The organism is Psychromonas sp. (assembly GCF_047632955.1).
In the GTDB taxonomy this organism is placed as follows: domain Bacteria; phylum Pseudomonadota; class Gammaproteobacteria; order Enterobacterales; family Psychromonadaceae; genus Psychromonas.
This window is the reverse complement of record NZ_JBLIED010000001.1, coordinates 1-26,865: the sequence shown is the minus strand read 5'-3', so window position 1 is coordinate 26,865 and position 26,865 is coordinate 1. Positions and strand designations below refer to the sequence as shown.

The following is a 26,865-nucleotide window of genomic DNA, read 5'->3' as shown; positions in this document are numbered from 1 at the left end:
TTAACATTAAATAAGTAGTATTACCCTGAGGCAGTATAATGAATATTGGAAATAAAAGTATTCCACGGACAGCGCATGGCATTTCAACAAAAAAACAGGATTGGGTAGGAATATTTTTCCACTTCTTGTTTATTTGCTCAGCATTGGTCGGTGTGATCTCTTTAGCCACTATTGCTTGGTTTCTCTTCTCTGAAGGTCTCCCTGCATTTCGTCAAGCAGGCGTTATAGATTTAGTATTTGGTAATGAATGGTTACCACCCGCGCTATTTGGCATTTTCCCGATGATAGTGGCATCGTTAGCTTCTACTATCGGCGCTGTTGTTATTGGTGTACCGATTGCGCTGTTAACGGCAGTTTTTCTGGCAGAGCTTGCGCCACAATGGTTAGCAAATATTGTCAGGCCAGCCGTTGAACTGCTGGCGGGTATCCCCTCCGTTGTTTACGGTTTTTTCGGCCTGGTGATTATTGTCCCCGCTATTGAAGTAATTTTTAATATTCCGGCAGGTAATACCATTTTAGCGGGGATTATCGTTCTGGCGATTATGATTTTACCGACCGTCATTACCATTTCAGAAACCTCTCTGCGCGCATTGCCCCCGGTCTACAAAGAAGGTGCACTGGCATTAGGTGCTTCACATATCTACAGCATATTTAAAGTACTTGTCCCCGCCGCTAAAAGTGGCATTTTAACGGCGATTGCACTGGGTATTGCACGTGCCCTTGGTGAAACAATGGCCATTATTATGGTGATGGGTAACGCCCCTGCCATGCCCGGTTCATTACTGGAGCCGGCAAGAACGCTGACCGCCAATATTGCCATGGAAATGTCCTATGCAACGGGCATACATGCCAGCGCTCTTTATGCAACAGGTATTGTTTTATTGGTATTTATCATAGTGTTAAATGCAGCTATTTTATACATTAACAAAAAGAGAGCCTACTAATGTTAAAACGACAAACTAAAGATAGGTTGTTATTAGCAGCAACCTGGTGTGCCGCTACCATTACTATCCTGTTTCTGTTATGGGTTGTTTGGCACGTTTTAAGTAACGGTTTAAGCTATGTCACCTGGGAATTTATCACTAGTTCTTACACGCGAATTGGCGAAGCATCAGGAATTTGGCCAATGATAGTATCAACGGTTTACATGGTTGTGCTGACTCTGTCGATTGCGGCCCCTATTGGTATCATGACGGCTATTTATTTAACCGAATATGCCAAACCGGGCAGTAAGGTCGTACAGGTAATACGTTTTTGTATCGAATCGCTAGCCGGGATTCCTTCAATCGTTTACGGTCTGTTTGGTATGACCTTTTTTGTCACCACATTAGGGCTGGGATTCTCCATTTTAGCCGGTGCTTTGACTCTGTCGGTGCTTATATTACCGGTTATCATCCGTACCACCGAAGAAGCGCTGATGGCTGTGCCGCTGAGTTACCGTGAAGGCGGTTATGCCCTGGGCAGTTCTAAAATATATACTATTTGGCGTTTAATTTTACCCAGTGCTATGCCGGGTATTGTCACGGCGGTTATCCTGAGTATCGGCCGGGTTATTGGAGAATCTGCACCGGTATTCTTAACCGCAGGTATGGTCACTAAAATTCCCGAATCGGTACTGGACTCGGGCAGGACATTAACAGTGCACCTGTATAAATTAACCCAGGAGCTCTTTACTCAGCATGAATGGGATCAGGCTTATGCAACTGCAACTGTTCTGATTGTGTTGGTGCTGGTCTTAAATTTAATCACCAAACTCATTGCTACCCGTTACAATAAAGCATCTCAATAAAGCATCTCAATAAAGCATCTCAATAAAGGTCATAAAAATGAACAAGCTTGAAATCAACAACCTGAATCTTTTCTATGGCAAAAACCATGCATTAAAAGATATTTCATTAATTATTCCCGAGCGCAAGGTGACCGCATTGATTGGCCCTTCCGGATGCGGTAAATCAACTTTACTGCGTACCTTAAATCGCATGAATGATCTCATCGCCGGTGTCACAATCACCGGTGAAGTAAAGTTTGAAAACGAAGATATTTATGCAGATATTGATGTTAGAGACTTGAGAATGCGTGTCGGCATGGTTTTTCAAAAAGCCAATCCATTCCCAATGAGCATTTATGAAAATGTTGCCTTTGGTCTTAAAGCGCAGGGGATGAAAGATAAAAAGCAACTCTCTAAAATTGTAGAAGAGTCTCTGCGCAGTGCCGCATTATGGGATGAAGTGTCGGATCGACTGAATATGCTGGCGACAGGTCTGTCGGGTGGGCAGCAGCAGCGTTTATGTATCGCTCGCGCAATCGCCATGGAGCCGGAAGTTATCCTGATGGATGAACCAACCAGCGCGCTGGATCCAATTGCAACTCATAAAATTGAAGAGTTAATGGATGAGTTGCGTAAAAAGTTCACCATCGTCATCGTGACACATTCGATGAACCAGGCTAAACGAATCTCTGATAAAACTGCTTTTTTCTGGATGGGTGAGTTAGTTGAACACGGAGATACCGCAGAGCTGTTTAGTAACCCAATTGATAAAAGAACTCAGGGTTATGTCAGTGGTGAGTTTGGTTAATAATCAATTATTAACCAAGCCATTTTTTACTATTATAAAATCAACCTCGCAGCAAGTTGACTTGCTAGAGGTTATTTTTTTAGCTTATAGCAAAAGAATTAATGAAGTTATCAATGATTGCGAAGGAAAAATCAGCACTAATAAGACGTGAGTTGCAGGAGAGAGTTGTTCTCACTTCACAAAATCGTATGGAACGATTTTGAACAGCTTTAACTGACCACGTAGTGGTGAAGAACAGGATGTTCTGAATAAAACTCACAACGCAGTTAGGGATGATTTTAACCAGTAAGGGTGCTCACCTTTTTAGTTCTTTTGGTATTATATTAACCACTACACTCTTCTTCCCTGAATGTTTCATAAATAATCAATTTCCAATCAATTAAACTAACTTTTCCCATAGTGTAATATGTTGATTTGTGACCGTAAATTTACGGGCACAATGATATGACAACTTGGTTATGTTGTTGCTGGCAACGAACAAAAACTGTTCTGATAAACGTTGTTGAACTGCGTCAAATCCAGTCAGATTTTCACCATTTACTTTCTTACCCGAAAATCTTTTTTCGTGATTAATTTGCGGGTTAACCTCATAGGCGGATACCAGTATCAAAATCCCCCCTTTCTTTAAACAGCTTGAGATATTATCTAAAAACCCCTGTGGATCATAATGCAGCTCAAGCACCTGCTGTGCAATGATCACATCATAATCGCCAAATGTAGTTTTTAAGTTGCTCGCGTCCCCCTGTTTAAAATGAATATTCCGGTAGCTTTCATTCAACCCGGCAGAATTTAAATTAATTGATTTAAAATCAACCAGCTCGCCTTCTTTTTCAAGCGCATAACGGACCGTTTTCCCCTGCTGTAATTGCACTGGGTAGGGAATTGACTGAGCAGAAAAATCGACACTGTCGATCTCTTTAAAATAAGGAGATAACTCAAAACTGCAGCGTCCCACACTGCAACCCAAATCAAGCAGCTTGCCTTTTGGTATTGAAAAACGATTTAACTGCTCAAGTATATAACCCGCCAGGGTGACGGAATAGTTACCCAATCCTAGATAATCTTCACCAAAATGTGCCTCCAACTCAGCACAGATAGTTTTATCTGAGACATATTCGTTAACAGGAATAGTCGGGAGGGTGGGTGAAGTCGATTCAATATAACGAAATCCTGCATGCTGAAAAAAATGACGACGAAAGGCATAACGGGAATGTTTCAGTGCTTCGTTACCCGTGGAGATCCATGATCCTCCCTTAATCAGGTTATGTTGGCCGTCAAAGGTCGGAGTTGAAAAATCATCATAAAGAGGGTCAACCTGAAATCCTTCAAAACCGTCTATCGCCGATTCAGTCCACTGCCAGACATTGCCAAACAGATCAAAAAAATTGTTTCCCGAAAATTGCTCAACAGGTGATGAAGACGCCCAATAAGCTAAATTAATATTACCCGGCGCTTGCTGGCCGTTAATAAGGTCGCTGTCGGCCCTTTCTTGTAAACAGTACCATTCTGCTTCAGTCGGCAAACGAATATAATGTTCAGTGCAGCTGTTTTTCCAGTTGCAAAAGGCTTTGGCTTCTAAATAATTGACTTCAACGGGCCAATTTAAGGGTAGTGGAATTTCATTTAATAAATTACGCTGCCAATATTGATCATTTTTTTTCAGCCAGAATCTTGGCATTTTGGCCCCTTTAAATGCTAGCCACTGTTGGCCCTCCTCACTCCAACAGGCTGAATTTTGATAACCACCCGCTTCCATAAATTCAATAAATTCGCCATTCGATACTAAAAATTGTGAGGCTTTAAATGGTTCAACGGCCACTTTCAACTGTCCGTATTCGTTATCCCAACCATAGGTTTGATCCTCACCGGGTTTGCCCAAGGTGATTGTTTTACCATCAACAGTCAATAATTTATTTTCAGGAGCTGTACCAACTAAATCACAAGCAGGCCAATCTTGATGGGCTGTCAAATCATTAAGCGGCAACATTCTCATGATCACCGAAGAAGTTTCTAAATGAATACGCTCATGCTCGCAGCCCATCAAAATAATCCAGGCTAGAGAGCCTTTACAAATGGGTAAACTAATCTCCATAGTATCGATTAGGTTATTAACCAGAGTAAAAACTTGGCGCCGATACTCAACAACCTCATCAACCTTAGGCCAATCGTAATGCCTACTGTCAAGATCATCCCAGCTCATTTCATCAACACCCACTGCGCAGATAGCCTCAAGCTTTGGATTGATGCGTTTATTTATAAATTTACCTAACATTAACTTATTGATGTAGAAAGTCGCCGTGTGCCCAAAGTAAAAAATTAGCGGATGGCGTAACGGTTCCGGTCTTAAATAATAGGCATTATCATTATCGATTAAGCTAAACAGTGACTGATAGGTGTGCACGGTATTAGCATAATAGTGCTTTAATTCAGCCCGTTTCTGTTGAGCGCATGTGCCGCTCAGTAAGGGGGTTTTTAATTGCTTTATGGTCATCGGCTAATCACTTAATATCGATAGAGAATTACCAAAAAATAGACCCTGCTGATAGTTTGTAATAATTTCAGCCTGTAATGCTTTGCCAGAACTATCATGCAGGATATCGGGTAGCGTAATATTATTAAAGTTTGAAAATTTATAAACGCTATCGATTGAATCGCCAAACCAGGTGTCCTGGCGAAATAAACATAATGCTCCCGGCTTATTATCGTAGGGGAAAATGCTCCGAGGTAATTTTTTGTTATTACTCAGCGGTTTTAATAACTTAATACAGGATTGACTTTTATATACGTGCAAAGCATCAATTAAGTTCAATAATGCAAAAATAACATTGTAAAAGGGGTTATAAAAAACACTTGAGGCGCCCAATCTATGCTCAATTCTGGCACTCATTCGCCAATTTTTTTGGGTCACTAAGACTTCATTATTTGCGCTGTATATCAGAGGCGTTACCCCCATCTCCTGATTATGTTTGCCGAACTGCTTGTACAGAGCAATGCTGCCCTGGTGCCCTCCGGAAATATCACAGGGTGAACACAATTCCTGCGCCAAACCAAAATGCGTTTTTAATAACAATCTTTGATAGGCCTCGGGCTCCGGTAAATATAATAGCGCACAGTTTAAACTGCTCTCTAAAAAACACTGCTGCAGGTATTCGCCAAAACCGGCATCCGCGATTATATTCTCACCCTGAGTATTCAATGCGCTAATATTTATCTGTATTGCATTGGGAATATGCACAGCGGCCGTTTGTGCGCTGAATATTTTTTCACTGCCGGCAACTAATCTGCCCCGATCACCTGCCCACACCACGGGTTTTATATAAGTTTGAACAACCCCCTGCTCGGCAAACCAGAATGGTAAATATTTGATGACATAGCTTAAATTTTGCGCTTCCTTTAAGGGGGTTTGCTGTGAAAAATTCGACACATACTCCCACTGATTGAGCCAAAATTCAGACACTAATACCCCTTCGATATGATGCGTCTTAAGGCGTGCGTTGATTCTCTGGTAGTCAATAGAAAAGCCGGGTTGAGGTGCTCTTATACAGCCCTCCAGCTCAAAATGAACAGCAGGTTTGAAGCCCAGAAAATCTATATATTCCTGTAACATTAGAATAATGTTTTGAGCCACTAGATCCTGATCTGATGATTTTTTCGGTATTTTTGCTTCCACGTTAATAATACCTATAGCCGGGTTGGATTAAGTCTGTTGATAAATATAATGCCTATTATTTTGGTTATCGAACAAAAAATCAGAATGGACTGGCTAGGTTGCTGATTTTGCGACATAGCTCGCCTAATGTCGCAGGTTAAATAACGGGTTCAATGCTAAAGTGAGATTCGCAACAAATCCTTAGCAAGTTATTAACATCTATAATGGAGTAATGATAATGCAAAATGTAATCAAAAAGGGAATACTGGGAATAAGCTTAGCTTGTCTATTTTCATTCAATGCCGTGGCTGAGAATTACACTATAGGAACAGGTAGCCAAAGCGGCACTTATTACCCATTAGGTGGAATGCTTGCTAAAATTTGGAGTGAAAATATTGATGATTTTGATATGCGCGCAGAAGTAACAGCGGCATCGGTGGAAAATACCATTAAAGTATCTGCCAATAAACAACTTGCCGGCATTGCCATGGGTAATGTTGTACTGCAGGCATATCAGGGAGTGAAACCTTTTCCCCGTAAAATGGATGTTTCGGTCTTATTTGCACTGTATCCAAACGTTGTACAGTTTATTGTTGCAGCTGACTCTGATATAAAATCCATTCAGGATCTCAAAGGCAAGCGAATTTCCTTAGGTGCGCCGGGTTCGGGTACCCGTGTCAGCTCAACCAATATTCTTGCCGCCTTAGGTATTGATGAGTCAGATATCGACGCTCAATCTTTAAATTATACCGCCACAACAACGGCAATCTCAGCGGGTCAAATCGATGCAGGCGTGATTGTCGGCAGCATTGGCGTTGGTGCAATTACTGAATTGGCTTTCACCCATGACATTCGCATCTTATCCTTCACAGCTGAAGAGCTAAAAATAGTTTCCGACAGCAACCCTTCTTATCAGGCTATCAATGTCCCGGTTAATAGTTATCAAAATGTTAACGCCTTTGATGCACCGGCTGTTTGGAATATTTTAGTCGTCAACAAAAATCTTGATACCGAGCTTGCCTATAAAATGACTAAAATTGCTTTTGAGCATATGAAAGAGATCAATCAAGTTATCAGTGTGACCAAATTTACAACCCTTGAGAATATGGACAGATTAAAAGGAATAGAATTGCATCCCGGTGCATTGAAATATTTAAGAGAAAACATGTAAAGCGTTTTACGTGGAGAATATCATGAACACAACGACTAAAATGTGCAAATTGATATCGGATAAAGTGTTATTAATAGCCGCATTTGCGGCTATTTCGTTATCTGTATTTCAAATTTGGCAGGGCATTACCGCGGATTTATCCGCGCCGGTATTCAGGCCCATCCATTTAAGCTGGGTCCTGATTTTAGTGTTTTTTACCTTACCCCTTATAAAATCCCAGCACTCTTCATTTCAATACCTGTTTGGACGCAGCATCGATCTGCTTTGTATTATTGCGATCACCTGGGCTTCGTACCATATTGTTTCATTCGATTATGACGATATCAGTTTCTTACTGGATGGTTTGACAACACTTGACCAATTATCCGGTCTGATTATTGTGCTGCTATTGCTTGAAGCAACACGCCGGACCGTTGGCATGGTGATGGTGTTGATTGCCGTTACCTTTTTACTGTATGCACTATTCGGCGATATTTTACCTTCTAATGTCGCCAGTAAAGGATTCTCTATTGAGGAAATCGTCAGGTTCCATATTTATTCAACCAATGGCATATACGGTGCGCCTTTAGCGATAGCAGCTGGCGTGGTCTTTATATTTGTATTGTTTGGTGCGTTCTTACAGGTAAGCGGTGCGGGAAAATTCTTTATCGATGCCTCGTTTTCAATTGCAGGGAAATATCGGGGAGGACCTGCCAAAGCCAGCGTGATTGCTTCCGCAGCACTGGGATCTATTTCCGGTTCAGCCATAGCCAATACGGTGACAACCGGCGCTTTAACCATTCCAATGATGAAAAAGCTCGGTTATAAACCGGAACAAGCAGCCGGTATTGAAGCAGCAGCATCAACCGGCGGACAAATCATGCCTCCGGTTATGGGGGCTGGTGCATTTGTTATGGCACAATTCACCGGTATTCCATACAGTGAAATACTATTAGTCTCTATTGCTCCGGCTATCTTGTATTTTGCCTGTACCCTGCTCTATGTGCATTTAATGGCCTGCAAATTAGGGCTAAAAGGAATGGAAATAACTGAAAAAATATCAATGGTATTGAAAAATGGTTGGCATTTTTTACTGCCGTTGCTGTTTATTACCACCCTGCTGTTAATGAGTTATTCACCTATCTTGGTAGGCATTGCAGGTTGTGTTGCAATTTTGGTCGCAGCCATGTGCAGAAAACACAGTCGCATTAGTATTCCATTGTTCTTCCAAGGCATGAAAGAAGGTGCATTACTTGCTCTGCCTATTTCAGTGGCTTGCGGCACTGCGGGTATTGTGGTGGGCGTTGTCGGCCAAACGGGTATAGGGTTACAATTCACCCAATTTTTAATGGCCCTGTCCGGTGGTTATTTATGGTCCGTATTAGGCCTCATTGCGATTGCTGCAATGGTGTTAGGGATGGGCTTACCGGTGACTGCCGCTTATATCGTTTTATCGATTATGGCGGTACCGAGTTTGACTGAACTCGGGGTAGGTTTATTAGCGGCGCATATGATTGTATTTTGGTTATCACAAACATCCAATGTCACACCTCCAATCGCATTAGCAGCTTTTGCGGCGGCCGGTATAGCAAATTGTTCTCCAATGAAGGCCGCTGTACAAGCCTTTAAATTAGCTCAGGGATTTTTGATTATTCCCATCATGATGGCATTTTCCGGTCTTATTTGGGTGGAGGGTAAAAACACTGAATTTGTAATCTCCATCGTTTTAACCATAGGTTTAATTGTTGCAGTTGCGGGCAGTCTAGAAGGACGATTGGTGACAAAATTGGCTTTTCATAACCGGGCTTTACTACTGTTATCTGCCTTTGCTTTATTAATGCCGGATCATTTTGTGAATATTGCAGGCGTAATAATAATTATCATGATTGTTTTACTGAATTATAAACTCTCTAAGGCAAGTGATTACGAGCAATATCAACAGAGCTGATGCTCTGCCGCATATATTAAAAAGCACATTAAGAGATTTAAATATCAATCACTTAATGTGCTTTTTTGTTCTCTTGCGCGTAAAGCTAATTTTTAAATTAACAATTAAACTGCAGTAGTAACGTCTATCTCAACTTTCTCTATCCAACCAAAACGGTCTTCACGTGTGCCGTATTGAATACCTGTCAGCTCATCGTATAATTGTTTGGAAATCTCGCCTGATTGATTATTGTTAATCACATAATCTGTGCCTTTCCAGCACAGTTTACCAACCGGAGAGATAACCGCAGCTGTACCACAACCAAATGCTTCGGTTATTTTACCGCTTTTTATATCGTCTAATATCTGCTCAATATCCAAGCGTTCTTCGCTGACTTCAAATCCCAACGCAGGAGCCAGTTTAAGAATAGAATCACGGGTAATACCGGGTAATATACTGCCACTTAAAGCCGGTGTAACAATGCGTTTGTTTTCATAAATAAAACAGATATTCATGGCGCCAACTTCTTCAACATATTTACCGTGCACGGCATCTAACCAAAGTACTTGCGAGTAACCCAGTTTTGCAACGTCTTCTGAAACATACAGACTAGCAGCATAATTCCCACCGGTCTTAGCTTCACCAACACCGCCTACGACCGCACGTCGATACTGGTCCGCAATGTAAACCGATACTGGCTGAAACCCACCCTTAAAGTAAGCTCCGGCAGGTCCGGTGATAATAAAGTGAAGATATGAATCACTTGCGCCTAAACCCAGTTTTTTACCCGTCGCAATCATTGTCGGGCGAATATATAAAGAGGATCCCACTTGATCCGGAATCCAATTTTGATCAAGCGCGATAAGTGTTTTAAGTGCTTTTAAGTGGAATTGTTCATCAACTTCGGGCATCACCATTCTTTTAGCTGAACGGTTAAAACGTTTAAAATTTTCACTAGGACGGAATAAATTAACCGTTCCATCGGGGGTGCGGTAAGCCTTTAAACCTTCAAATATTTCCTGTCCGTAATGAAAAACAGCCGCGGAAGGATCAAGTGTTAATGCATGATAAGGGGTAATTTCAGCTTTCTCCCAACCGCCACCTTGAACAAAATTTTGACTAAACATATGGTCAGAAAAATCAGTTCCAAAACTGTAGGTTTCTGGACAAGCCCCCCGCTCGGAAAGGCCAAGCGGTTTAATATCAATAATCATATCAATTTCCTGTATTTTTATTATTTTCTTAATCTAACATTTAGAGCATAACTATCAGCAACTATTACACATAATAAGTTATCGTTAGGCACGATCAAATACAAATCATTAATTATTTTCAGAACGCTAATTTTTAGCCATCAATTAGGAAAAAAAATTTTACCGGGAAAGGTGAATATTTTGTTAAGATTAATACGCTATGATAAAATTTAATCCTAAATAATATTGCTAGAAACTGAGTTTTAAAAAGTGATATTACACATAGTGCCAAAATGGATTTCAAGGAAAAATTTATATGGAAAGCACCTTCCCAATACTGTCTACAGCGATATTACTGTTTTTTATTTTAGATCCCTTGGGCAATATCCCGTTGCTATTAAGTATTCTGAAAAACGTAGATAAACAAAGACATACCAAAATAATTATCAGAGAAATGCTGATTGGTTTATTTATTTTAGTGGTTTTTCTATTTTTCGGTAAGCAATTTTTAAGCCTGTTTCATTTAGAACCACAATCGATCACTATTTCAGGCGGCATTATATTTTTTATTATCTCATTGAAGATGATTTTCCCATCGCCTAACGGGGAAAATCTATTTACCACAAAAGATTCCAACGAACCGTTAATTGTGCCCATTGCCATGCCGATGATTGCCGGCCCTGCGGCACTTGCCACCCTGTTAGTATTAGCCAAAACGAATACTGAGCATACGGGAGAATTATTCCTGTCACTGCTTATTGCCTGGTTATTAACCGCAGTGGTATTATTGTGTTCGCCCTATTTATACAAGCTATTAAGGACAAAAGGGTTAAGCGCATTAGAAAAACTGATGGGGATGTTATTACTTATTATGTCAGTGCAGATGTTTATTGACGGTATTCGCGGTCTTATTCCGACGTTTTATTAAATTAGCTTAGTCGGGCAGTTGGGTAAAACGGTTGTTTTTTTCAACTTTGCCAGTCATGGCAACAAACCTTACCGGCTCCAGTAATTGCTGCTCTCTTTTATTGTCTGATTTTCGAATAATGTGATATAAATTCTGAGAGTCTGCTCTGCCCAGTCCGTCAAACCATCACCACATTTAAGATGAATATTCTGATAGTTCAGTTGCTCTAATATTTTCCGAAAGCGCTCAGCTAATTCAGGGACTATTTCAATGCTGTAGACTTGAGCCGCTATTTCAACTAATAATGCCGTTTGATAACCGCTACCAATTTCCAGAACCTTATGATGGTTTTCCAATTCCAGCGTTTCTATCATTAGCGCGACAATCTAGATAATCTGATTTAATCCAATCGGCAAAGGATAGTCAGCGTAGGCTTCATGTAAACGTTGTTACGGCACAAACAGAGCCGGGGAACAGTCCTCATCGCATTTAAGACGTTACTGCTGGTAATGCCCCGCTTTTCAATTTGTTCGCTGACCATTAATTTTCTGAGTTTTAAAAATTCCGAATCTTCCGTCGGCACGTTTGAATGGACCTCATAGCGAATAAAGAATATTAAAATAATAGCCTATTTATTCAAAAACCGGCTTATCTCTCGAATAAGCCGGTTTTTATGAGGCGACTGCCAGTCAAACATCCATATCAAGATTACTTATCCACAACGTTTGATAAGGCAGTAAGCTAATGGTTGATTGCGAAGGTGCGATTTTAGCGCCGGTGATCAATTCATACCAATTTTCAGTAATAATCAAGTTCAATTCACTAAGAGACAGATCTAAGGTGTTTGTACTGACATTGCTGATACAAAAAATACTTTGTGCCCGGTCCTGGCTTTGTCGCCAAAAACCAAATAACTGCTCTTTTAAATGCAGTGTAAATTGCGTTGCGTTAGGATGAAATGCCTTTTGTTTTATACGTATATTAATTAAATGCTTCATCTCGGATAAAACATTTTTATGGTGATCGGGATGCCCGGATAATTTTTCTTCTAAGGCATTGTAGTCCCAACGATGACGATTAATGGCTCTATTATGCTGGGTGTTTTGTAATTTTTCATAGTCATTTCTGGTACCTAACAGACTGTGTATGTATATTCCAGGTATCCCCTCCAGACCAAGCATGATCGCGTGAGCACAAATAAACCGGTAGAATCCCAGTTTGTCTTCCCCCTCAACGGTACCTTGCAGGGCATCGTATAAGGCGATATTAATTTCATAGGGTTTTTGCTGGCCTTGATCCGTGGTGCGCCAGGAGGTTTTCCCGCCAAAACTCTCCAGCGTCACCGCCAGTGTATTTAATTCCTGGTCACTTAATAATCCCTCCACGGGACGTAAACCGATGCCGTCATGGGAAGCGATAAAATTGAAATAACAGGTGCCATTTTGTGCGGGAGGCATACTCATCAACCAGCGCTTAAGATGTTTGCAATCCTCACTGACCAGGGTATGAACCAATAAAGGCGGTAATGCAAAATTATAAATGGCATGCGCTTCATTGGCGTTACCGAAATAGGTTAAATTTTGGACATTAGGGATATTGGTTTCAGTAATAATAATCGCATCAGGCTGTGCATGTTCAATCAAGGTTCTAAGCAGGCGAATAACGGTGTGAGTTTCAGGCAAATTAATACACTCACTATTTGCTTTTTTCCACAAAAAAGCGACCGCATCCAGACGGAAAATCCTGACCCCCATATCCAGATACTGACGAATAATAGTCACGAAGCTTTCCAATACCGCTGGATTACTGAAATCAAAATCAACCTGATCATGACTAAAAGTACACCAAACATGCTGCACACCTTTGCCCGTTTGAACTTCATTTAAAAGATCTGAGGTCCTCGGACGTACCACCTTAGAAAGATCATCATCGGGGTTTGCGGTGTAGAAGAAGTCATGCCCTACCCCCTCCCCTTTAATAAAATTTTGAAACCAGGCACTGCGGCTGGAACAATGGTTAATCACCAGATCTGACATCAGGCGCCTGTCCTTGGCAATCGCTTGAATATCACTCCAGTCACCAAAGGATTCATTAACGCTTGAATAATCAATGACGGAAAAACCGTCGTCCGAGCTATAGGGGAAAAAAGGTAAGATATGCACGCTGTTAATGCTTTTACCTAAGTATTTATCAATAAAGTGCTGCAGTGTGGCTAACGGTTTTTTATCCGCTTCCAGCAGACTGTCTGCATAAGTGATCAAAATAACATCCCGTTCTGACCACTTATTTTGAGCCGCAACGGGTAAATAGCATGTCTGATCCAGACCCATCAAATGCATTAATTTATCACTTAATTCCTCAAAAGTATCTGCTAATTCAATATCCTTATAGATACTGCTCAGCTGTTGATTTAATTTCTTTTGTAAATTTTTTAATGATTTTGATTTGCGCTTAAAATCAGACATACATATCCTTTTAATGTTAATTAATAATTACTGAATTCAATTTGATCTAATTCTACCGCCTCTTTAAGTTGCTCTAAGACATCGGGTATTGCACTGACCACCCGATTCCATGAAGGGATAAAAGGGGTTTCCATCGGGTTATCTAAAAATTGTTGACCTGCCGTCATAATATTTTCAGAAAACATTTCCACCGCTTTTTCTTCACTATGAATATCCAGCTTCAAACCGTTCATTACTGCATCATTGTGGTACATCTCCACGTAATCCAGGGCGATTCGATAATAGGCGGCTTTAAGCGTTCGAATATTCTCAGTACTAAAAATTTCCCCTTGGGTTGCTAGTTTGCGAAAGAATGCTTTAGTGATATCAACGGACATTTTTGATAATCCAGCGTTACTGTTTTCAAGAGACAGCGCTTGATGTTTATGATCATAATTGGTCGCTATATCCACCTGACAAATCCTGTTGCTGGCGTAATTACGATGCATTTCAGAGAGTACACCGATTTCTAATCCCCAATCACTTGGAATACGCAAATCATTTAATACATCGCGGCGAAATGAAAACTCACCGGCAAGCGGATAAAGAAAACTATCAATGAACGTCAAATAATCGTGATGCCCAACGGTTTTTTGCAGGGCTTTAACCAAAGGAGTAACCAATAACCGGGAAACGCGTCCGTTAATTTTCCCGTCTGCTACTCGCGCATAAAAACCTTTACAGAATTCATAATTGAATTGCGGATTGGCAACCGGATAAAGTAATCGCGCCAGAAGTTTTCTGTCGTAGGTTAAAATATCACAATCATGTAATGCCACTGACTCACTTCTGCCCGTCGCTAAGGTATAACCCATGCAATACCAGACATTACGCCCTTTGCCTAACTCTTTGGGCGCAAGACCCAATTTCTGCAGCTTGGCATCTATTGCCTGTAATCGTGGGCCGTCATTCCATAATACGCTGTGCTGCTGGGGTAATTTGCTGAAAAACTTCAAGGCCTGACGATATTGTGCCTCATCAGCTCTGTCCAGGCCGATCACAATTTCTGATAAATATTTTGTTTTGCTTAAATGTCCAACGATCGCGGGCAGCGCCTTACCCTCTAACTCAGAATACAAAGAGGGTAGTATCAGCCCCATCGGCCTTATTGCTGAAAATGCCAACAATTCTTTCTCCAGATCCTCGTTACTTCGTTGAGACAAGCTATGCAGGGTTGTAACAATACCGTTTTGATAAAAATCAGCCATAATAAGCATTCCTTTAATTACAGTTTAAAAAATTATTTTTTGCAAACATTCTGCCCATCCGGCAGGTCCATATTCACGGCTAAAATAAACATCGGTTACTCTTTGTAAGGTTGGGAAATCGTGCGCGGGAGAGCGCACTAAAACAGCAACATCAGCGGCTTCTAACATTGCCGTATCATTGTGGCTATCGCCAAGTGCGATAGTCGTAAATACCTGTTCAGCTTGATTAATTTTATATTGCTGAGCCAACCAGGATTGCGCCTGCCCCTTGTCACAATTTCCGCTGATATGTAAAAACCGTCCTCCGGCAAGTACATTGGCACCCGACAGCTTCATCTGTTTAATAAAGTTTGCTTGAGATTGTTGATCACCTAACCATTCAAGCGGCTCTCCGTATTGGCGCCGTTTAGCTAATCCGGCATCCGTTAGACTGAGCCCGGTCAAATCGGCCAGTTGCTGTGCACTCATTTGTGAAAAGCCGCGAAAATGAGCACTAAATTGTGGTGCATTCAAGTTTAATAAAGATAGCCAAAAATCTCTTTTTTGACAAAATGATTTAACCCAAAATCCATTTTCCAAGCGGCTGCCAAGGGGTTGTTCGCTAAAATAGTTAACCGGTATATAAACCGCGGCACCATTTTCAATAATAAAAGGGCTATCAAGTTTTAAATCTTCTCGAATTAATAACACTTCATCGAGAGTTTTACTGGTATTGGGAATAATGGGGATATTTTTTTCTTTAAGCTGCGCAATAGTCTTATCTGCAGAGTCAGTCTGATAAGTGTAATGGTCAAGTAAGGTGCCATCTAAATCTGTGAATATGAGTGTTTTTTTATTCATTTATCCCCACTTTTTTAACCGCCTATTCTGTGCATCTAATCCCATCCCTAGAGTATAAACATTCAACTGATTATTTTTTGTACAAATAAAATATAAACAGGATCATGATAATTAATATCTAGCAATAATTAAGCCAAATATAAAGCACTTAAAAGCAGGACATAAAAAAAACACTAAGCTATTGAATAAAAATAACTTTATATTCAATAGCTTAGTGTTTAATGGAAACTTCAAAGGGGAATATAGCTGTTTCATTATGAAAAAGCACTATTTTGGTGCAGATAAAATGGCTTAATTCCATTCCGGTGGGAAATAAAAAATTTATTAAAGTGATAATTTAAAATTATTCAGTATAAAAAACTCAAAACACAGTACCCGTTTTGAGTTTTCACTTAGGCTGTAATAAAGCTAATTAATCATCTGTCCAGATAATGCCTTTTTCCAACCACTTCAAATCACCTTTTAAAACACTTTTTGCTAATTTATTCCTTTTTTTATCATCATTATCGGTTAAATCATCAAATAAACGGGCTATTTTCCTTTTGGCATTTAAGCAAAAAACATCGGCTAAATACTTGGGTGTGGTATCTTCGGGATCGTCATCCATTTTATGTTTGGCATAGGAGCAGGTGGTTGCCATCGCAAACAGCTCAGTGCCAATTTCCATTAAAATGCCGAGAATATTTTGCTTACGCTCTAACCTGTCCTGATAAAGCCCCATATAATGAAAAATCGTGCGCGCCAGTTTGTGCGAAGTCGTTTCCACGTAGGAGAAATGTTTGGACAATTCACCGAGATCCGTATGGCTGGCCCAAAGCGAAGAGTTTAGCCACTGAGTGGGGTACCACTTGCCATAAAAGGCCGCGAGTTTAACACCGGCATGGAGTTTATTTTCCATGGAAAGATTGTTTTTTAATATTTCAGCGGCGACTTTTAAATGCGGATCCATGGCTTCGCGCGCTAAGAACAGCTTCATAATATCCGTTGTGCCTTCGATAATTCGGTTGATACGCGTATCACGCATCATTCTTTCGATAGGGTAAGCCTTTTCTCCCCTCGCCTTCAGTGATGAGGCTTTTTCGTAACCTCGCCCGCCTCTGAACTGCATCGTTTCATCGATCACTTTCCAGGCAAGTTCCGAGCAAAACAATTTCGCCATGGCGGCTTCAATTCTAATGTCTAATTTAGGATCATCGGCCATGTGCGAGGTTAAATAAGTAACCGCCTCCATCGCAAAAGTGCTGGCGGCAATAAAGGCTATTTTTTTAGAGCCCGCTTCATGTTTGCCGATCGGCAGTCCCCACTGCACGCGTTCGTTTCCCCACTCCCGAGCGACCGCTAAACAATATTTAGACATCCCGGTAGCGGCAGCCGGCAGGGTTAAACGCCCGGTGTTAAGCGTCGCCAACGCAAGTTTTAATCCTTTGCCTTTACCTAAAATAATATTTTCTATCGGTACTTTTACATTGCTAAATTTTATGACGCCGTTTTGAATCCCGCGGATTCCCATAAAGTCGCAGCGATGTTTTATTTCAATGCCGGGCATCTCCTTTTCAACAATAAAAGCGGTAATTTGTTTTATCGGCTCTCCATGCTTAGCTATTTTATCCTCGGTACGGGCCATCACCACCAATACGTCGGCGATCAAGCCGTTGGTACACCACAGTTTTACTCCATTTATAAGATAATGTTCACCGTCATCACTCAAGGTTGCAGTGGTTTCCATTTTACCGGGATCGGACCCCACTTCGGGTTCCGTAAGGGCAAAAGCAGATATTTTCCCTTCTCTGAATAAAGGCAGGTATTTTTCTTTTTGCGCTTTAGTACCAAACATTTTTAACGGTTGCGGCACGCCAATAGATTGATGAGCACTGAGCAATACGGCGGTGCTGCCGCAATAGGAGGAGATGGCTATCATGACCCGGTTATAATTCACTTGAGAAAGCCCTAGGCCGTTATATTCTTTAGGTACTTTCATGGCAAAAAGCCCCAGTTCCGCCATTCCTTTAATCACTTCTTCAGGAATAGTTTGGGTCGCATCGACCAACTCCGGATCTAAGTTTTGCTTAAGATAACGGCAAACTTTATCAAGCAAATGATCGCCTATTATTTTTTCTTCAAGACTCTGCACAGGAAAAGGAAATAACAGATGCGGTTGGAAAGAACCCATAAATAGCTGTCCGGCGAAGCTTGGCTGCTCATTGTTTGCTTCTCGAGCAGCTTCGGTTATCCTCATGGTCGAGGCCTTCTCGGCATTCATTTTAGATGTATCTATAACAGACTCTTGTTTAGGTTCATTATTTTCATCACGCATTATTAACCCCCTCTATCAATACCCTGCCGGCCTGCAATCTGTTGCTGCCTACCTTTACTATCCGGCTCTAATTATAAAATTTCTCATTATTTTTTGCTTTCTCAATTAACTGCTCGGCAGGTAAGAAACGCTCGCCGTATAAAGCCGCTAATTGATTTAATTTATCGCAAACATTGCCGATGCCGCGATTATCGGCATATTTTAAAAGCCCGCCGGTAAATGCCGGAAAACCGGTTCCGAGGATCATAGCCATGTCCAGATAAGCTGGATTGTTAACAATATTTTCCTGTAAACATTTGGCCGCTTCATTGACCATCACCAGAATACATCTGTCGACAATTTCGTCCGGCTGAAAAGCTTTGGCTGTTATCCCGTTTTTAAAACGGTAGGTATAAATAATCTTATCCAGTGCCTCATTGTAGGATTTCTCTTTGCCTTTGTGCAGGTAAAAACCAACACCCGCTTTTTTACCTAATAACTTCTCATCTTTAAAAAGTTGGGTATATAAAGCAGAAACTTTCATTCTATCGCCGTAGGCCTGCTCAAGTATTGAAGCTACATGAAAGCCAATATCTATACCAACCTCATCGGCTAAAACAAAAGGCCCCATGGGCAAGCCGAACGTTTCAAGGGCATCGTCCATTTCGCTGACAACACCTCCCTCTTCAAGCATTAAAGCGGCTTCATTCAAAAACGGAATTAAAATCCGATTGACTAAGAAACCGGCACAGTTAGCAACAACTATCGGCGTTTTACCGGCCTGTTTAGCGAGTTTAACCAGAGTGATTATGGTCTGCTGGCTGGTTTTTTCTCCCGGTATAATCTCCACCAGCGGCATTCTGTTAACCGGATTAAAAAAGTGCATGCCGATAAAGTTCTCCGGCCTTTGCAGATTTACCGCCATTTCGGTGATCGATAAACTTGAGGTGTTAGAAGCGAGTATCGCCTCTTCCGGCAGCTGCGCTTCAACCTCCGCCAGAACTTTTTGCTTAACCTCCATATTTTCAACCACCGCTTCAACCGCCAGATTGATTCTTTTAAAACCGTTATAATTAACTGTCCCTGCAATATGATTCATTTTTACGCGGATTTGATTATCAGTAATTTTATGGACTTTCTTTAATTGTCCGTAATAATGGGCGGCGGTTTCATAACCTTTACTGACCGCATCCCATTCAATATCCTTAAGCCTGACCGGGATATCATTTTTCGAAAACAACCAGGCGATACCACCGCCCATCACGCCTGCGCCAAGCACCGCGACCTGATTAATGATTTTCGGCTCTATGTTAGTTTCAGTAATACCCGTTTCTTTTTTTAATGCCTCGAAGGTGAAAAACAGCTGAATTAAATTTTTACTGATTTCACTTACAGCAAGCTCGGAGACAACTCGTGCTTCCACCTCTAAGGCTTCTACTGTTTTTAAATTTAATGTTTTTTCTATGGTTTCAAGGGCCTTAAGCGGCGCGGGATATTGCCCTTTGGTTTTTTTCAGCAAATTGTCTTTGGCTTTTTTAAAGATCAGTTTTTGCCCTAAAATATTATCTTCTAAAATTCTCTGGCTCAGTTTCTTCACGGATTTTGAACGTCGTGTTATCAACCCTTTGGCAAAACTTTCATCATTTACTAAACCTACGATAAAATCAGCCACTGAACTTTCTTCAAGCTCATTATTGTAAAGATGATCCACTAATTTGAGTCGTAGTGCTTTTTTAGGCGGTACAGGTTTAGCGGACAGTATTAACTGCAGAGCAGCTTGCAGGCCAATCAGTTTTGGTAAACGCACACAACCGCCAAAACCGGGAATAATACCCAAACTGACTTCGGGTAAGCCTATAATAGCGTTAATATTATCGGTAGCAATGCGATACGTACAGGCTAAGGCTAACTCACAACCACCACCCAGACAGACCCCGTTTATCACCGCTAATGTTGGAAAAGGTAATTTAGAAATACCATCAATGATTAACTGTCCGGTTCTTATTGCTTTATAGGCTTGCTCTTCGTTAACAAGATCTTTAATTTCATTGATATCAGCGCCGACAATAAATATATCCTTTTTGGCACTGCGAAATACCAGCAGTTTGACGGCATTATTTTTTGCCAAATCATCAATTTTTTCCCGAAGCTCTAATAATGCCTCCGAATCTAACTTATTAATGCGTTCGCCCGGAAAATCAAAGGTAAGGATTGCAACACCCGCCATTGGGCCTGCTTGTGAAATATCCAGTGTAAAATTCATTATTCTACCTCCAAGACTAATGCCGCACCCTGACCACCACCTATGCACAAAGTAACCAGCCCACAGTTTTTATTACTGCGGCGCAGGGCATTTAACATGGTAATTATCAATCTGGTACCGGTAGCTCCTACGGGGTGTCCTAATGCAATCGCGCCGCCATTAACATTTAACAGATCATCATCAAGCACACCCAGCGCTTTATCTTTGTGTAAATATTTTTGTGCAAAAATAGCCGATGCGAAGGCTTTTTGATTGGCAATCACTTGTGCTGCAAAGGCTTCGTTTAGCTCCACCAGATCAAAATCTGCCATGGACATACCGGTTTTATTCAAAAGTTTAGAGGTTGCGTAGACCGGACCCAATCCCATTCTTTCCGGTTGCAAGCCCGCATAACTGTACTCTTTTAAATAACCTAAGGGCGAATACCCCAACTCCTTGGCTTTACTTTCCAGCATAATTAATACCGCACCGGCACCATCGGTAATGGGACAGGCGTTAGCAGCCGTGACAGTGCCGGCAACCCGATCAAAGAAGGGTTTTAATTTAGCGAGTTTTGCTAAACTTTGATCCGGCCGAATAGAATTATCATCAAATTGCACGTTATCGTAATTTGGCGGTAGCATGATGGGATGAATTTCCTGAGCAAAATAACCGGCTGTATTTGCTTTGGCAGCCTTCAAGTGAGACTGCAGAGCAAACTTGTCCTGCTGCTCCCGAGTGATCGCAAATTCACGGGCTAATACCTCAGCTGTTTGTCCCATGCTTAAGCCGCAAACCGGATCGGTTAACCCTTCTATAATAGCGATAACGGGTTTTAAATCGGCGGGCCTCAATGCTGAAATAGCCGATAATTTTTGTCCGATGGATTTAGCCTTCATGACATTTTCAAAAATCCGGGTCATTTTCTTGCTAAAGTTGATGGGTAAATTACTCATGCTTTCGGTCCCGCCTGCGATCAGTATATTGGCGTTTCCCGCTAATAATTTATCAAAGCCGGTGGTGACAGACTCCATCCCTGAAGCACAGTTTCTATGCACGGTATGCGCAATAACCTCTAACGGCAGCCCTGCTTTTAAGGCGATAACGCGAGCAATATTGGGTGCGTTTGCAGGTTGACCGACATTGCCAAATATTAGTTCATCAATTAAGGTGAAATCGATGTCTGTTCTGGCAATCAATTCTTTGACAATAACGGCCCCTAAATCGTCAGCCAGGATATTCGCCATACTGCTACCGGATTTACAAAATGGACTGCGAATACCATCTACAATTGCTAATCTCTCTTTCATATTATTCCCCTGCTTAATTGCCATTACTGCAAGCTCTTATTCATAATGGATAATAGATAACCCATTACTCACCGTCCTGATCCACATAAAATTGATTAATAATGTCACTGAATTTCTGTTCAATAACCTGACGTCTAATCTTCATGGTTGGAGTAAGCTCATCGGTTTCTATACTGATTGGCTGTTTTATAAATTTAAATTTACGAATTTTTTCCCACTCATCTAGCTGCCTGTTAACACCTTCAACAACAGCCGCAATTTCCTGCCTGACTTCATTTGAATTAAGAAAATCACCGTTGCTCATATCACCATAACCACGGTTTTTTCTAATGGCAGCCAAGTTTTCAAAATCCGGAAAAAGTAAGCAGGAAACAAAATTTTTATTTTCTCCAATGATAACCACCATATCGATAAGCTCTGAAGCAGATAACATTTGTTCAATAGGAACGGGACTGACATACTTGCCGTTTGATGTTTTAAAAATTTCTTTTTTTCGCCCGTTAACAAATAAATATCCATTTTCATCAATGTAGCCCAAGTCCCCCGTGTGTAACCAACCTGCTGAATCGATCGTTTCCCGGGTAGCTTGTGGGTTATTGTGATAACCCTTCATAAGATTAGGGCCTTTAGCTAAGATCTCCTGCTCATCGGAAATTTTTATTTCAACCTCCGGCCAAATCTTACCGACACTTCGGTAACACACATTACCCGGGTAGTTAGCCGCTAAAACCGGTGACGTTTCGGTTAATCCATACCCTTGATAAAGATTAAGTCCGATATTTTTGAAAAAATTTTCCATGCTTTCACTGAGCGCCGCCCCGCCACTGATCACTATCTCTAAGTTGCCCCCTAAAGCCTCGCGTAATTTTGCATAGATCAGTTTGTCATAAATCTTATCAAGCAGACTATGAGCACCAGGCTGCTTGGAGATCGCACGTTTAAATGCACTCGACATAAGATTTTTTTTGATTCCGGATTGCTCCTCTATTCGCGCATGCATTTTCGCATAAACCTTTTCTAACAGGCGTGGAACCAGGGTAATAACACTGGGATGCACTTGTCTGAGCAGTTCACCGACGTTTTTAATATCATCGGCAAAAAAGATCGGCGTGCCGGTGGAGATATAAAAGTAAATAACCATTCGTTCAAAAACATGGGCCAAGGGTAAACAGGTCAGCGCCTTGTCTTTTTCAGAGCGTAGCGGGAACAGTTGTGTTGTTGCTCTTATTTGTGAAATCAGATTTGCATGCGTGATTTCAACGCCTTTGGGCATGCCGGTTGAACCACTGGTATAAATAACCGTGGCGATATCCTTTGGGCCAACAGCCTGCCTCATGCGCGCATAAAGATTTGGCTGCTTTGCCGATAACAGATCGCCCAAGGTTAATAATTCCTCATAACTGATGGCATTTCTAGCGCTGCGTTGAGGCTGGTAGGAGATGATTTTTGTGAATGAGTGCAGCAGGGGTTTTAGCGCATCGGCTAATAATTCCTGGTCATCTATGAAAAGATATTTAACATGACTGTCCTTGCTCTGAAACTGAAAATGAGCTGAAGATATATTTGCAAACATCGGCACTGAAATTGCTTTATTGACCATGATAGCAATATCAATCATCACCCATTGTGGAGAAGGGTTAGCAATTAAACCAACACCATCGCCCGGCTTAATACCGAGTGAGTGCAAACCTAAAGCAAGACGGCGAATAGTTTCAGAAAACTTTTCCGTGGAAATGGTTTCCCAATAGCTTTTATTTTTAAAGTTCAGGGCAGAATAATTACTGTATGTATTTACAACATATTGAATCATCTGTGGGATAGTTGTGTACTTTTCCATATCTATTTCCCTGTTGATCGCGTTGCTGTCATCCCAATAACCGCTATAAACCGCGTGGAGCAATTTAATTTTCCTAGCAGCTATAGGTAAAACCCCTAAACACCGACTATTCTCATGCTTAACTTTGCAGTCTTGATTAATGGATGTTTTCCTTTGCACCTCCAAAAAATATAGACTATTTTGTACAATAAACAATTCCCTTAATTGCCATTAGCATTTGAAAAATAGAGTTAAATTTTTAATCCCCGGTGGTGCTTCGTTTAATTATTGATTGGGTGTGGTAAAATCGAGTACGCTAAAATGAACCCACTTTAAGGACTGGATATGCAAGATGTTATGCATTTATTACAATCTCACCGTTCGATTCGTACTTTTAAAGACATTACGATAGATCAATCCCTTGTCGAAGAATTAATCCGTTCCGGTCAAGCAGCGGCGACCTCCAGTTTCATTCAGGCCTGCACCGTGATTCAGGTATCATCAGGGGAAAAACGCGAGAAAATAGCACAGTTTGCAGGTAATCAGCGCTACGTTGCCAAGGCCCCCGTGTTTCTAGTTTTTTGCGCCGATATGCACCGCCATCAACTTGCTTGTGAACTTCATAAAGTACCCATGCAAAGCGGTTATACCGAACAATTATTAACCGCATCAATCGATTGTGCTTTGTTCGCTCAAAATGTTGTGATTGGCGCAGAAGCATTAGGATTAGGGGCTTGTTATATTGGCGGACTGAGAAACGAGATTGCAGCCGTATCATCTCTGTTGGCATTACCTGACCTGGTTTTCCCAGTGTTTGGTTTATGTCTGGGTTACCCGGATCAGAATCCTGAAGTAAAACCTCGCCTGCCATTATCATTAACGCTAAAACAAGATAGTTACACACAAGATAAAACAACAGATGAAGCAGATAAGCTCGACATAGCAGCACTTGAAGCCTATGACCAGCAGATTAGAGAATATTATATAAGCAGAACGGGTAATCAAAAAGAAACGGGTTGGACTGAGCAAATTTCAGGCATGCTGCAAAAAGAAGCGCGACCGCACATGATGAAATTTCTTCAAGATAAGGGATTTATGAACAAATAAAGACGAAAAAAAGTCACTGTCAGAAGAGTTATCTGACAGTGACTACTGACGCTTTTAACCAATCAATAGTTTTACCCATAAATATTGCTCCGGCAGACTGGAAACAAAAACCAGGGTTATGCTGCACGCTTAGCTGATACTCGATAAAATTAGGTTCGAAGTAAAAAAACACCTAAAGATAAACAGCCCCTAAGTACCAAAAAGTATTTTTATGGTAATAACCTTGTTATATTATCAATCCTTTCTTTTAAAGAATAAACTTTATGACTTATTTACCTTGTGTAGAAGTACAACCCAAATTAACAGCCAATGCCGCGGTTATCTGGTTACATGGTTTGGGCGCAGACGGACATGATTTTGAAACCATTGTTCCGCAGTTATCTTTACCGGAAGCATTAGCTGTTCGTTTTATATTTCCTCACGCACCATCAATACCCGTTACCATTAATGGTGGTTTAAAGATGCCTGCCTGGTACGATATTTTGCAGATGAGCATCGAACGTCAGGTTGACTTAAGCGGTTTAAACAGTTCTGCCAAAAAAATTCAAGCATTAATAGACAGAGAAGTTGAACGTGGGATCCCTGCCGACAGGATAGTCATCGCCGGCTTTTCTCAAGGCGGCGCAGTGGCTTATCAGACTGCATTAAGCTATGCAAAACCCTTAGCCGGGCTACTGGCAATGTCTACCTATTTTGCAACTAAAGAAAGCATTCAAATAAGCGATGCAAATAAACACATTAATATTATGATCATGCATGGCAGTCAGGATCCTGTTGTGGATCCGAGCTTAGGTAAGCAGGCATTAAGCTCGCTAACCGAAATGGGATTTCAACCAAGTTATAAAAGTTATACAATGGAGCACTGCGTTTGCGGCGCGCAAATTACAGATATTTCCGCTTGGTTAGTTAAGTTATTAGCGCTCAAATAAAAACCACACCAACATAAAACATTAAGGTTTAACAATGGCAAGACAAGTAACATATGTATTTAAAGGTAAGCTTAAGACGATTCAATTCACCTACAATCAATTTCATGATATGTATGAAGCAGTTGCAGATGCTGAAGGCGTCGATTTAAAAAGCTTTTTCGCAATGGAAAAACAGCTGGCAATGAGTTGTCGCGGTCAGGGAATTGCAAAAAATTTCCGTCTGACTGAATTTGCCAGAATGGGCTTTGATAAAATAAAATTTGTCCGTGACGAAGAACCGGAAAAATAATCGCACTGCGCAAAAGATGATGATAAATATTCAGCTCTTTTGTCAGGCAGAATAGCAGCGTTCTTTGAATGAGTCCGTTGCTATTCTCAATGATGGTGGCCAGATTGGGCCGCCTTTTTATGATAATTTTCCCTGCACAGATTAAAATAAGTTAAGATTTTTTATTTTACCTACTGCTTATAAACAAACAATATTGTGAATATTGAGCAGAAAACTAACTTCCGGTGAGTTATTTCAACTAATCATCACTATATTAATCATCTTGAATCAATTATTACTCGTATAAGTGTTTCATATTTGCTATATTATTGCGCCCATGTCCACTAGTTACACTTTTACTTTTTTATTTAAAAAAACAAAGTCAGTAATTTAGTTTTGTGGTTATTTTAATAATTTGTGTTTGTGACGATTTAATAAAATCACAGACACTTTAATTTCGATTTCGGAGTGTTGCAATGAAAGTTCGTGCATCCGTTAAAAAGATCTGTCGTAACTGTAAAGTTATCAAGCGTCACGGTGTGGTGCGAGTTATCTGTGTAGAGCCAAAGCATAAACAACGCCAAGGCTAAGATCGATTTTGGATTCCAATAGTTTAGCCAATAATAGTTAAACTAATTTTTCTCATTTTCATTTGTCGAGTATCCTACCGGGCTTTTCGCAAATGAATTATTAACTTTTAAGGAGTGCATAGTGGCCCGTATCGCTGGCATTAACGTTCCTGATCATAAGCATGCTGTGATTGCATTAACTGCAATTTTTGGTATCGGTAAAACTCGCTCACAGAAAATCTGTGCTGCGTCAGGTATTGCTGAATCAACAAAGCTTAAAGATCTGGATGAAACACAAATCGAAGCTCTTCGTACAGAAGTAGCTACGTTCACCATTGAAGGTGATTTACGTCGTGAAGTTTCTATGAACATCAAAC

The 26,865-nt window shown here is 40.9% G+C and carries 22 protein-coding genes; 11 read left to right on the top strand and 11 right to left on the bottom strand.

Annotated features, from left to right (window positions below; all coding sequences use genetic code 11):
• Positions 1 to 38: 38 nt before the first annotated feature.
• From pstC to pstB, 3 genes are read left to right on the top strand one after another with little or no spacing between them, the layout of a single operon-like run.
• Positions 39 to 944, top strand: a complete 906-nt coding sequence (gene pstC / locus ACJAZP_RS00110) for a phosphate ABC transporter permease subunit PstC (RefSeq protein WP_415228699.1) — start codon at positions 39 to 41, stop codon at positions 942 to 944.
• Entirely contained in the window at positions 944 to 1,789 is an 846-nt protein-coding gene (pstA, locus tag ACJAZP_RS00105; RefSeq protein ID WP_415228698.1) for a phosphate ABC transporter permease PstA, read from the top strand. The genes pstC and pstA overlap by 1 nt, the downstream gene beginning before the upstream one ends.
• A 37-nt stretch (positions 1,790 to 1,826) precedes the next feature.
• Positions 1,827 to 2,576, top strand: a complete 750-nt coding sequence (gene pstB / locus ACJAZP_RS00100) for a phosphate ABC transporter ATP-binding protein PstB (RefSeq protein WP_415228697.1) — start codon at positions 1,827 to 1,829, stop codon at positions 2,574 to 2,576.
• 379 nt (positions 2,577 to 2,955) lie between these two features.
• Here the strand turns inward: pstB and ovoA are convergent, their stop codons facing one another.
• A complete protein-coding gene (gene ovoA, locus ACJAZP_RS00095) occupies positions 2,956 to 5,067 on the bottom strand; it encodes a 5-histidylcysteine sulfoxide synthase (protein ID WP_415228696.1) in 2,112 nt (703 codons plus the stop codon).
• 3 nt (positions 5,068 to 5,070) lie between these two features.
• On the bottom strand, positions 5,071 to 6,246 hold the full coding sequence (locus ACJAZP_RS00090; protein ID WP_415228695.1) for a hypothetical protein: 1,176 nt from the start codon (positions 6,244 to 6,246) through the stop codon (positions 5,071 to 5,073).
• A 217-nt stretch (positions 6,247 to 6,463) separates the two neighbouring features.
• Between ACJAZP_RS00090 and ACJAZP_RS00085 the strand changes: the two genes are divergently transcribed.
• Positions 6,464 to 7,396, top strand: a complete 933-nt coding sequence (locus ACJAZP_RS00085; RefSeq protein ID WP_415228694.1) for a TAXI family TRAP transporter solute-binding subunit — start codon at positions 6,464 to 6,466, stop codon at positions 7,394 to 7,396.
• A 22-nt stretch (positions 7,397 to 7,418) separates the two neighbouring features.
• A complete protein-coding gene (locus ACJAZP_RS00080) occupies positions 7,419 to 9,323 on the top strand; it encodes a TRAP transporter permease (protein ID WP_415228693.1) in 1,905 nt (634 codons plus the stop codon).
• Between the two features lie 104 nt (positions 9,324 to 9,427).
• On the opposite strand, the gene ACJAZP_RS00075 is transcribed toward ACJAZP_RS00080, so the two are convergent.
• A complete protein-coding gene (locus ACJAZP_RS00075; protein WP_415228692.1) occupies positions 9,428 to 10,516 on the bottom strand; it encodes a branched-chain amino acid aminotransferase in 1,089 nt (362 codons plus the stop codon).
• 295 nt (positions 10,517 to 10,811) lie between these two features.
• On the opposite strand from ACJAZP_RS00075, the gene ACJAZP_RS00070 reads away from it, so the two are divergent.
• Positions 10,812 to 11,423 (top strand): MarC family protein, encoded by a 612-nt coding sequence (locus ACJAZP_RS00070; protein ID WP_415228691.1) that lies wholly within the window; start codon positions 10,812 to 10,814, stop codon positions 11,421 to 11,423.
• A 68-nt stretch (positions 11,424 to 11,491) separates the two neighbouring features.
• Here ACJAZP_RS00070 and ACJAZP_RS00065 read toward each other — a convergent pair whose 3' ends face one another.
• From ACJAZP_RS00065 to ACJAZP_RS00030, 8 genes are all read right to left on the bottom strand, one after another.
• A complete protein-coding gene (locus ACJAZP_RS00065; protein WP_415228690.1) occupies positions 11,492 to 11,776 on the bottom strand; it encodes a protein-L-isoaspartate O-methyltransferase family protein in 285 nt (94 codons plus the stop codon).
• Between the two features lie 315 nt (positions 11,777 to 12,091).
• Complete coding sequence (locus ACJAZP_RS00060) at positions 12,092 to 13,867, bottom strand: sugar phosphorylase (RefSeq protein ID WP_415228689.1); 1,776 nt, start codon at positions 13,865 to 13,867, stop codon at positions 12,092 to 12,094.
• A 20-nt stretch (positions 13,868 to 13,887) separates the two neighbouring features.
• A complete protein-coding gene (locus ACJAZP_RS00055; RefSeq protein ID WP_415228688.1) occupies positions 13,888 to 15,114 on the bottom strand; it encodes a glycosyl transferase in 1,227 nt (408 codons plus the stop codon).
• A 24-nt stretch (positions 15,115 to 15,138) separates the two neighbouring features.
• Positions 15,139 to 15,954: an HAD-IIB family hydrolase gene (locus tag ACJAZP_RS00050; protein ID WP_415228687.1), complete on the bottom strand. Its 816-nt coding sequence runs from the start codon at positions 15,952 to 15,954 to the stop codon at positions 15,139 to 15,141.
• Between the two features lie 412 nt (positions 15,955 to 16,366).
• Positions 16,367 to 18,268: an acyl-CoA dehydrogenase family protein gene (locus ACJAZP_RS00045; protein WP_415228686.1), complete on the bottom strand. Its 1,902-nt coding sequence runs from the start codon at positions 18,266 to 18,268 to the stop codon at positions 16,367 to 16,369.
• 67 nt (positions 18,269 to 18,335) lie between these two features.
• Positions 18,336 to 20,510 carry a 3-hydroxyacyl-CoA dehydrogenase NAD-binding domain-containing protein gene (locus ACJAZP_RS00040; RefSeq protein WP_415228685.1) on the bottom strand — a complete coding sequence of 725 codons (2,175 nt, stop codon included), beginning with the start codon at positions 20,508 to 20,510 and terminating at the stop codon, positions 18,336 to 18,338.
• Positions 20,510 to 21,799: a thiolase family protein gene (locus tag ACJAZP_RS00035; RefSeq protein WP_415228684.1), complete on the bottom strand. Its 1,290-nt coding sequence runs from the start codon at positions 21,797 to 21,799 to the stop codon at positions 20,510 to 20,512. The genes ACJAZP_RS00040 and ACJAZP_RS00035 overlap by 1 nt, the downstream gene beginning before the upstream one ends.
• A gap of 64 nt (positions 21,800 to 21,863) precedes the next feature.
• Complete coding sequence (locus ACJAZP_RS00030) at positions 21,864 to 23,636, bottom strand: AMP-dependent synthetase/ligase (protein ID WP_415228683.1); 1,773 nt, start codon at positions 23,634 to 23,636, stop codon at positions 21,864 to 21,866.
• A 324-nt stretch (positions 23,637 to 23,960) separates the two neighbouring features.
• On the opposite strand from ACJAZP_RS00030, the gene nfsA reads away from it, so the two are divergent.
• The 5 genes from nfsA to rpsM all read left to right on the top strand — a co-directional run.
• Complete coding sequence (nfsA, locus tag ACJAZP_RS00025; protein WP_415228682.1) at positions 23,961 to 24,722, top strand: oxygen-insensitive NADPH nitroreductase; 762 nt, start codon at positions 23,961 to 23,963, stop codon at positions 24,720 to 24,722.
• Positions 24,723 to 24,985: 263 nt separating this feature from the next.
• The gene (locus ACJAZP_RS00020) at positions 24,986 to 25,651 is read left to right on the top strand and encodes an alpha/beta hydrolase (protein WP_415228681.1); all 666 of its coding nucleotides are present in this window, start codon (positions 24,986 to 24,988) and stop codon (positions 25,649 to 25,651) included.
• A 34-nt stretch (positions 25,652 to 25,685) separates the two neighbouring features.
• The gene (locus tag ACJAZP_RS00015; RefSeq protein WP_415228680.1) at positions 25,686 to 25,940 is read left to right on the top strand and encodes a DUF2960 domain-containing protein; all 255 of its coding nucleotides are present in this window, start codon (positions 25,686 to 25,688) and stop codon (positions 25,938 to 25,940) included.
• A 455-nt stretch (positions 25,941 to 26,395) separates the two neighbouring features.
• Positions 26,396 to 26,509 carry a 50S ribosomal protein L36 gene (gene rpmJ, locus ACJAZP_RS00010; RefSeq protein ID WP_011770886.1) on the top strand — a complete coding sequence of 38 codons (114 nt, stop codon included), beginning with the start codon at positions 26,396 to 26,398 and terminating at the stop codon, positions 26,507 to 26,509.
• A gap of 121 nt (positions 26,510 to 26,630) precedes the next feature.
• The coding region (rpsM, locus tag ACJAZP_RS00005; RefSeq protein ID WP_415228679.1) for a 30S ribosomal protein S13 at positions 26,631 to 26,865 on the top strand (235 nt) is incomplete at its 3' end.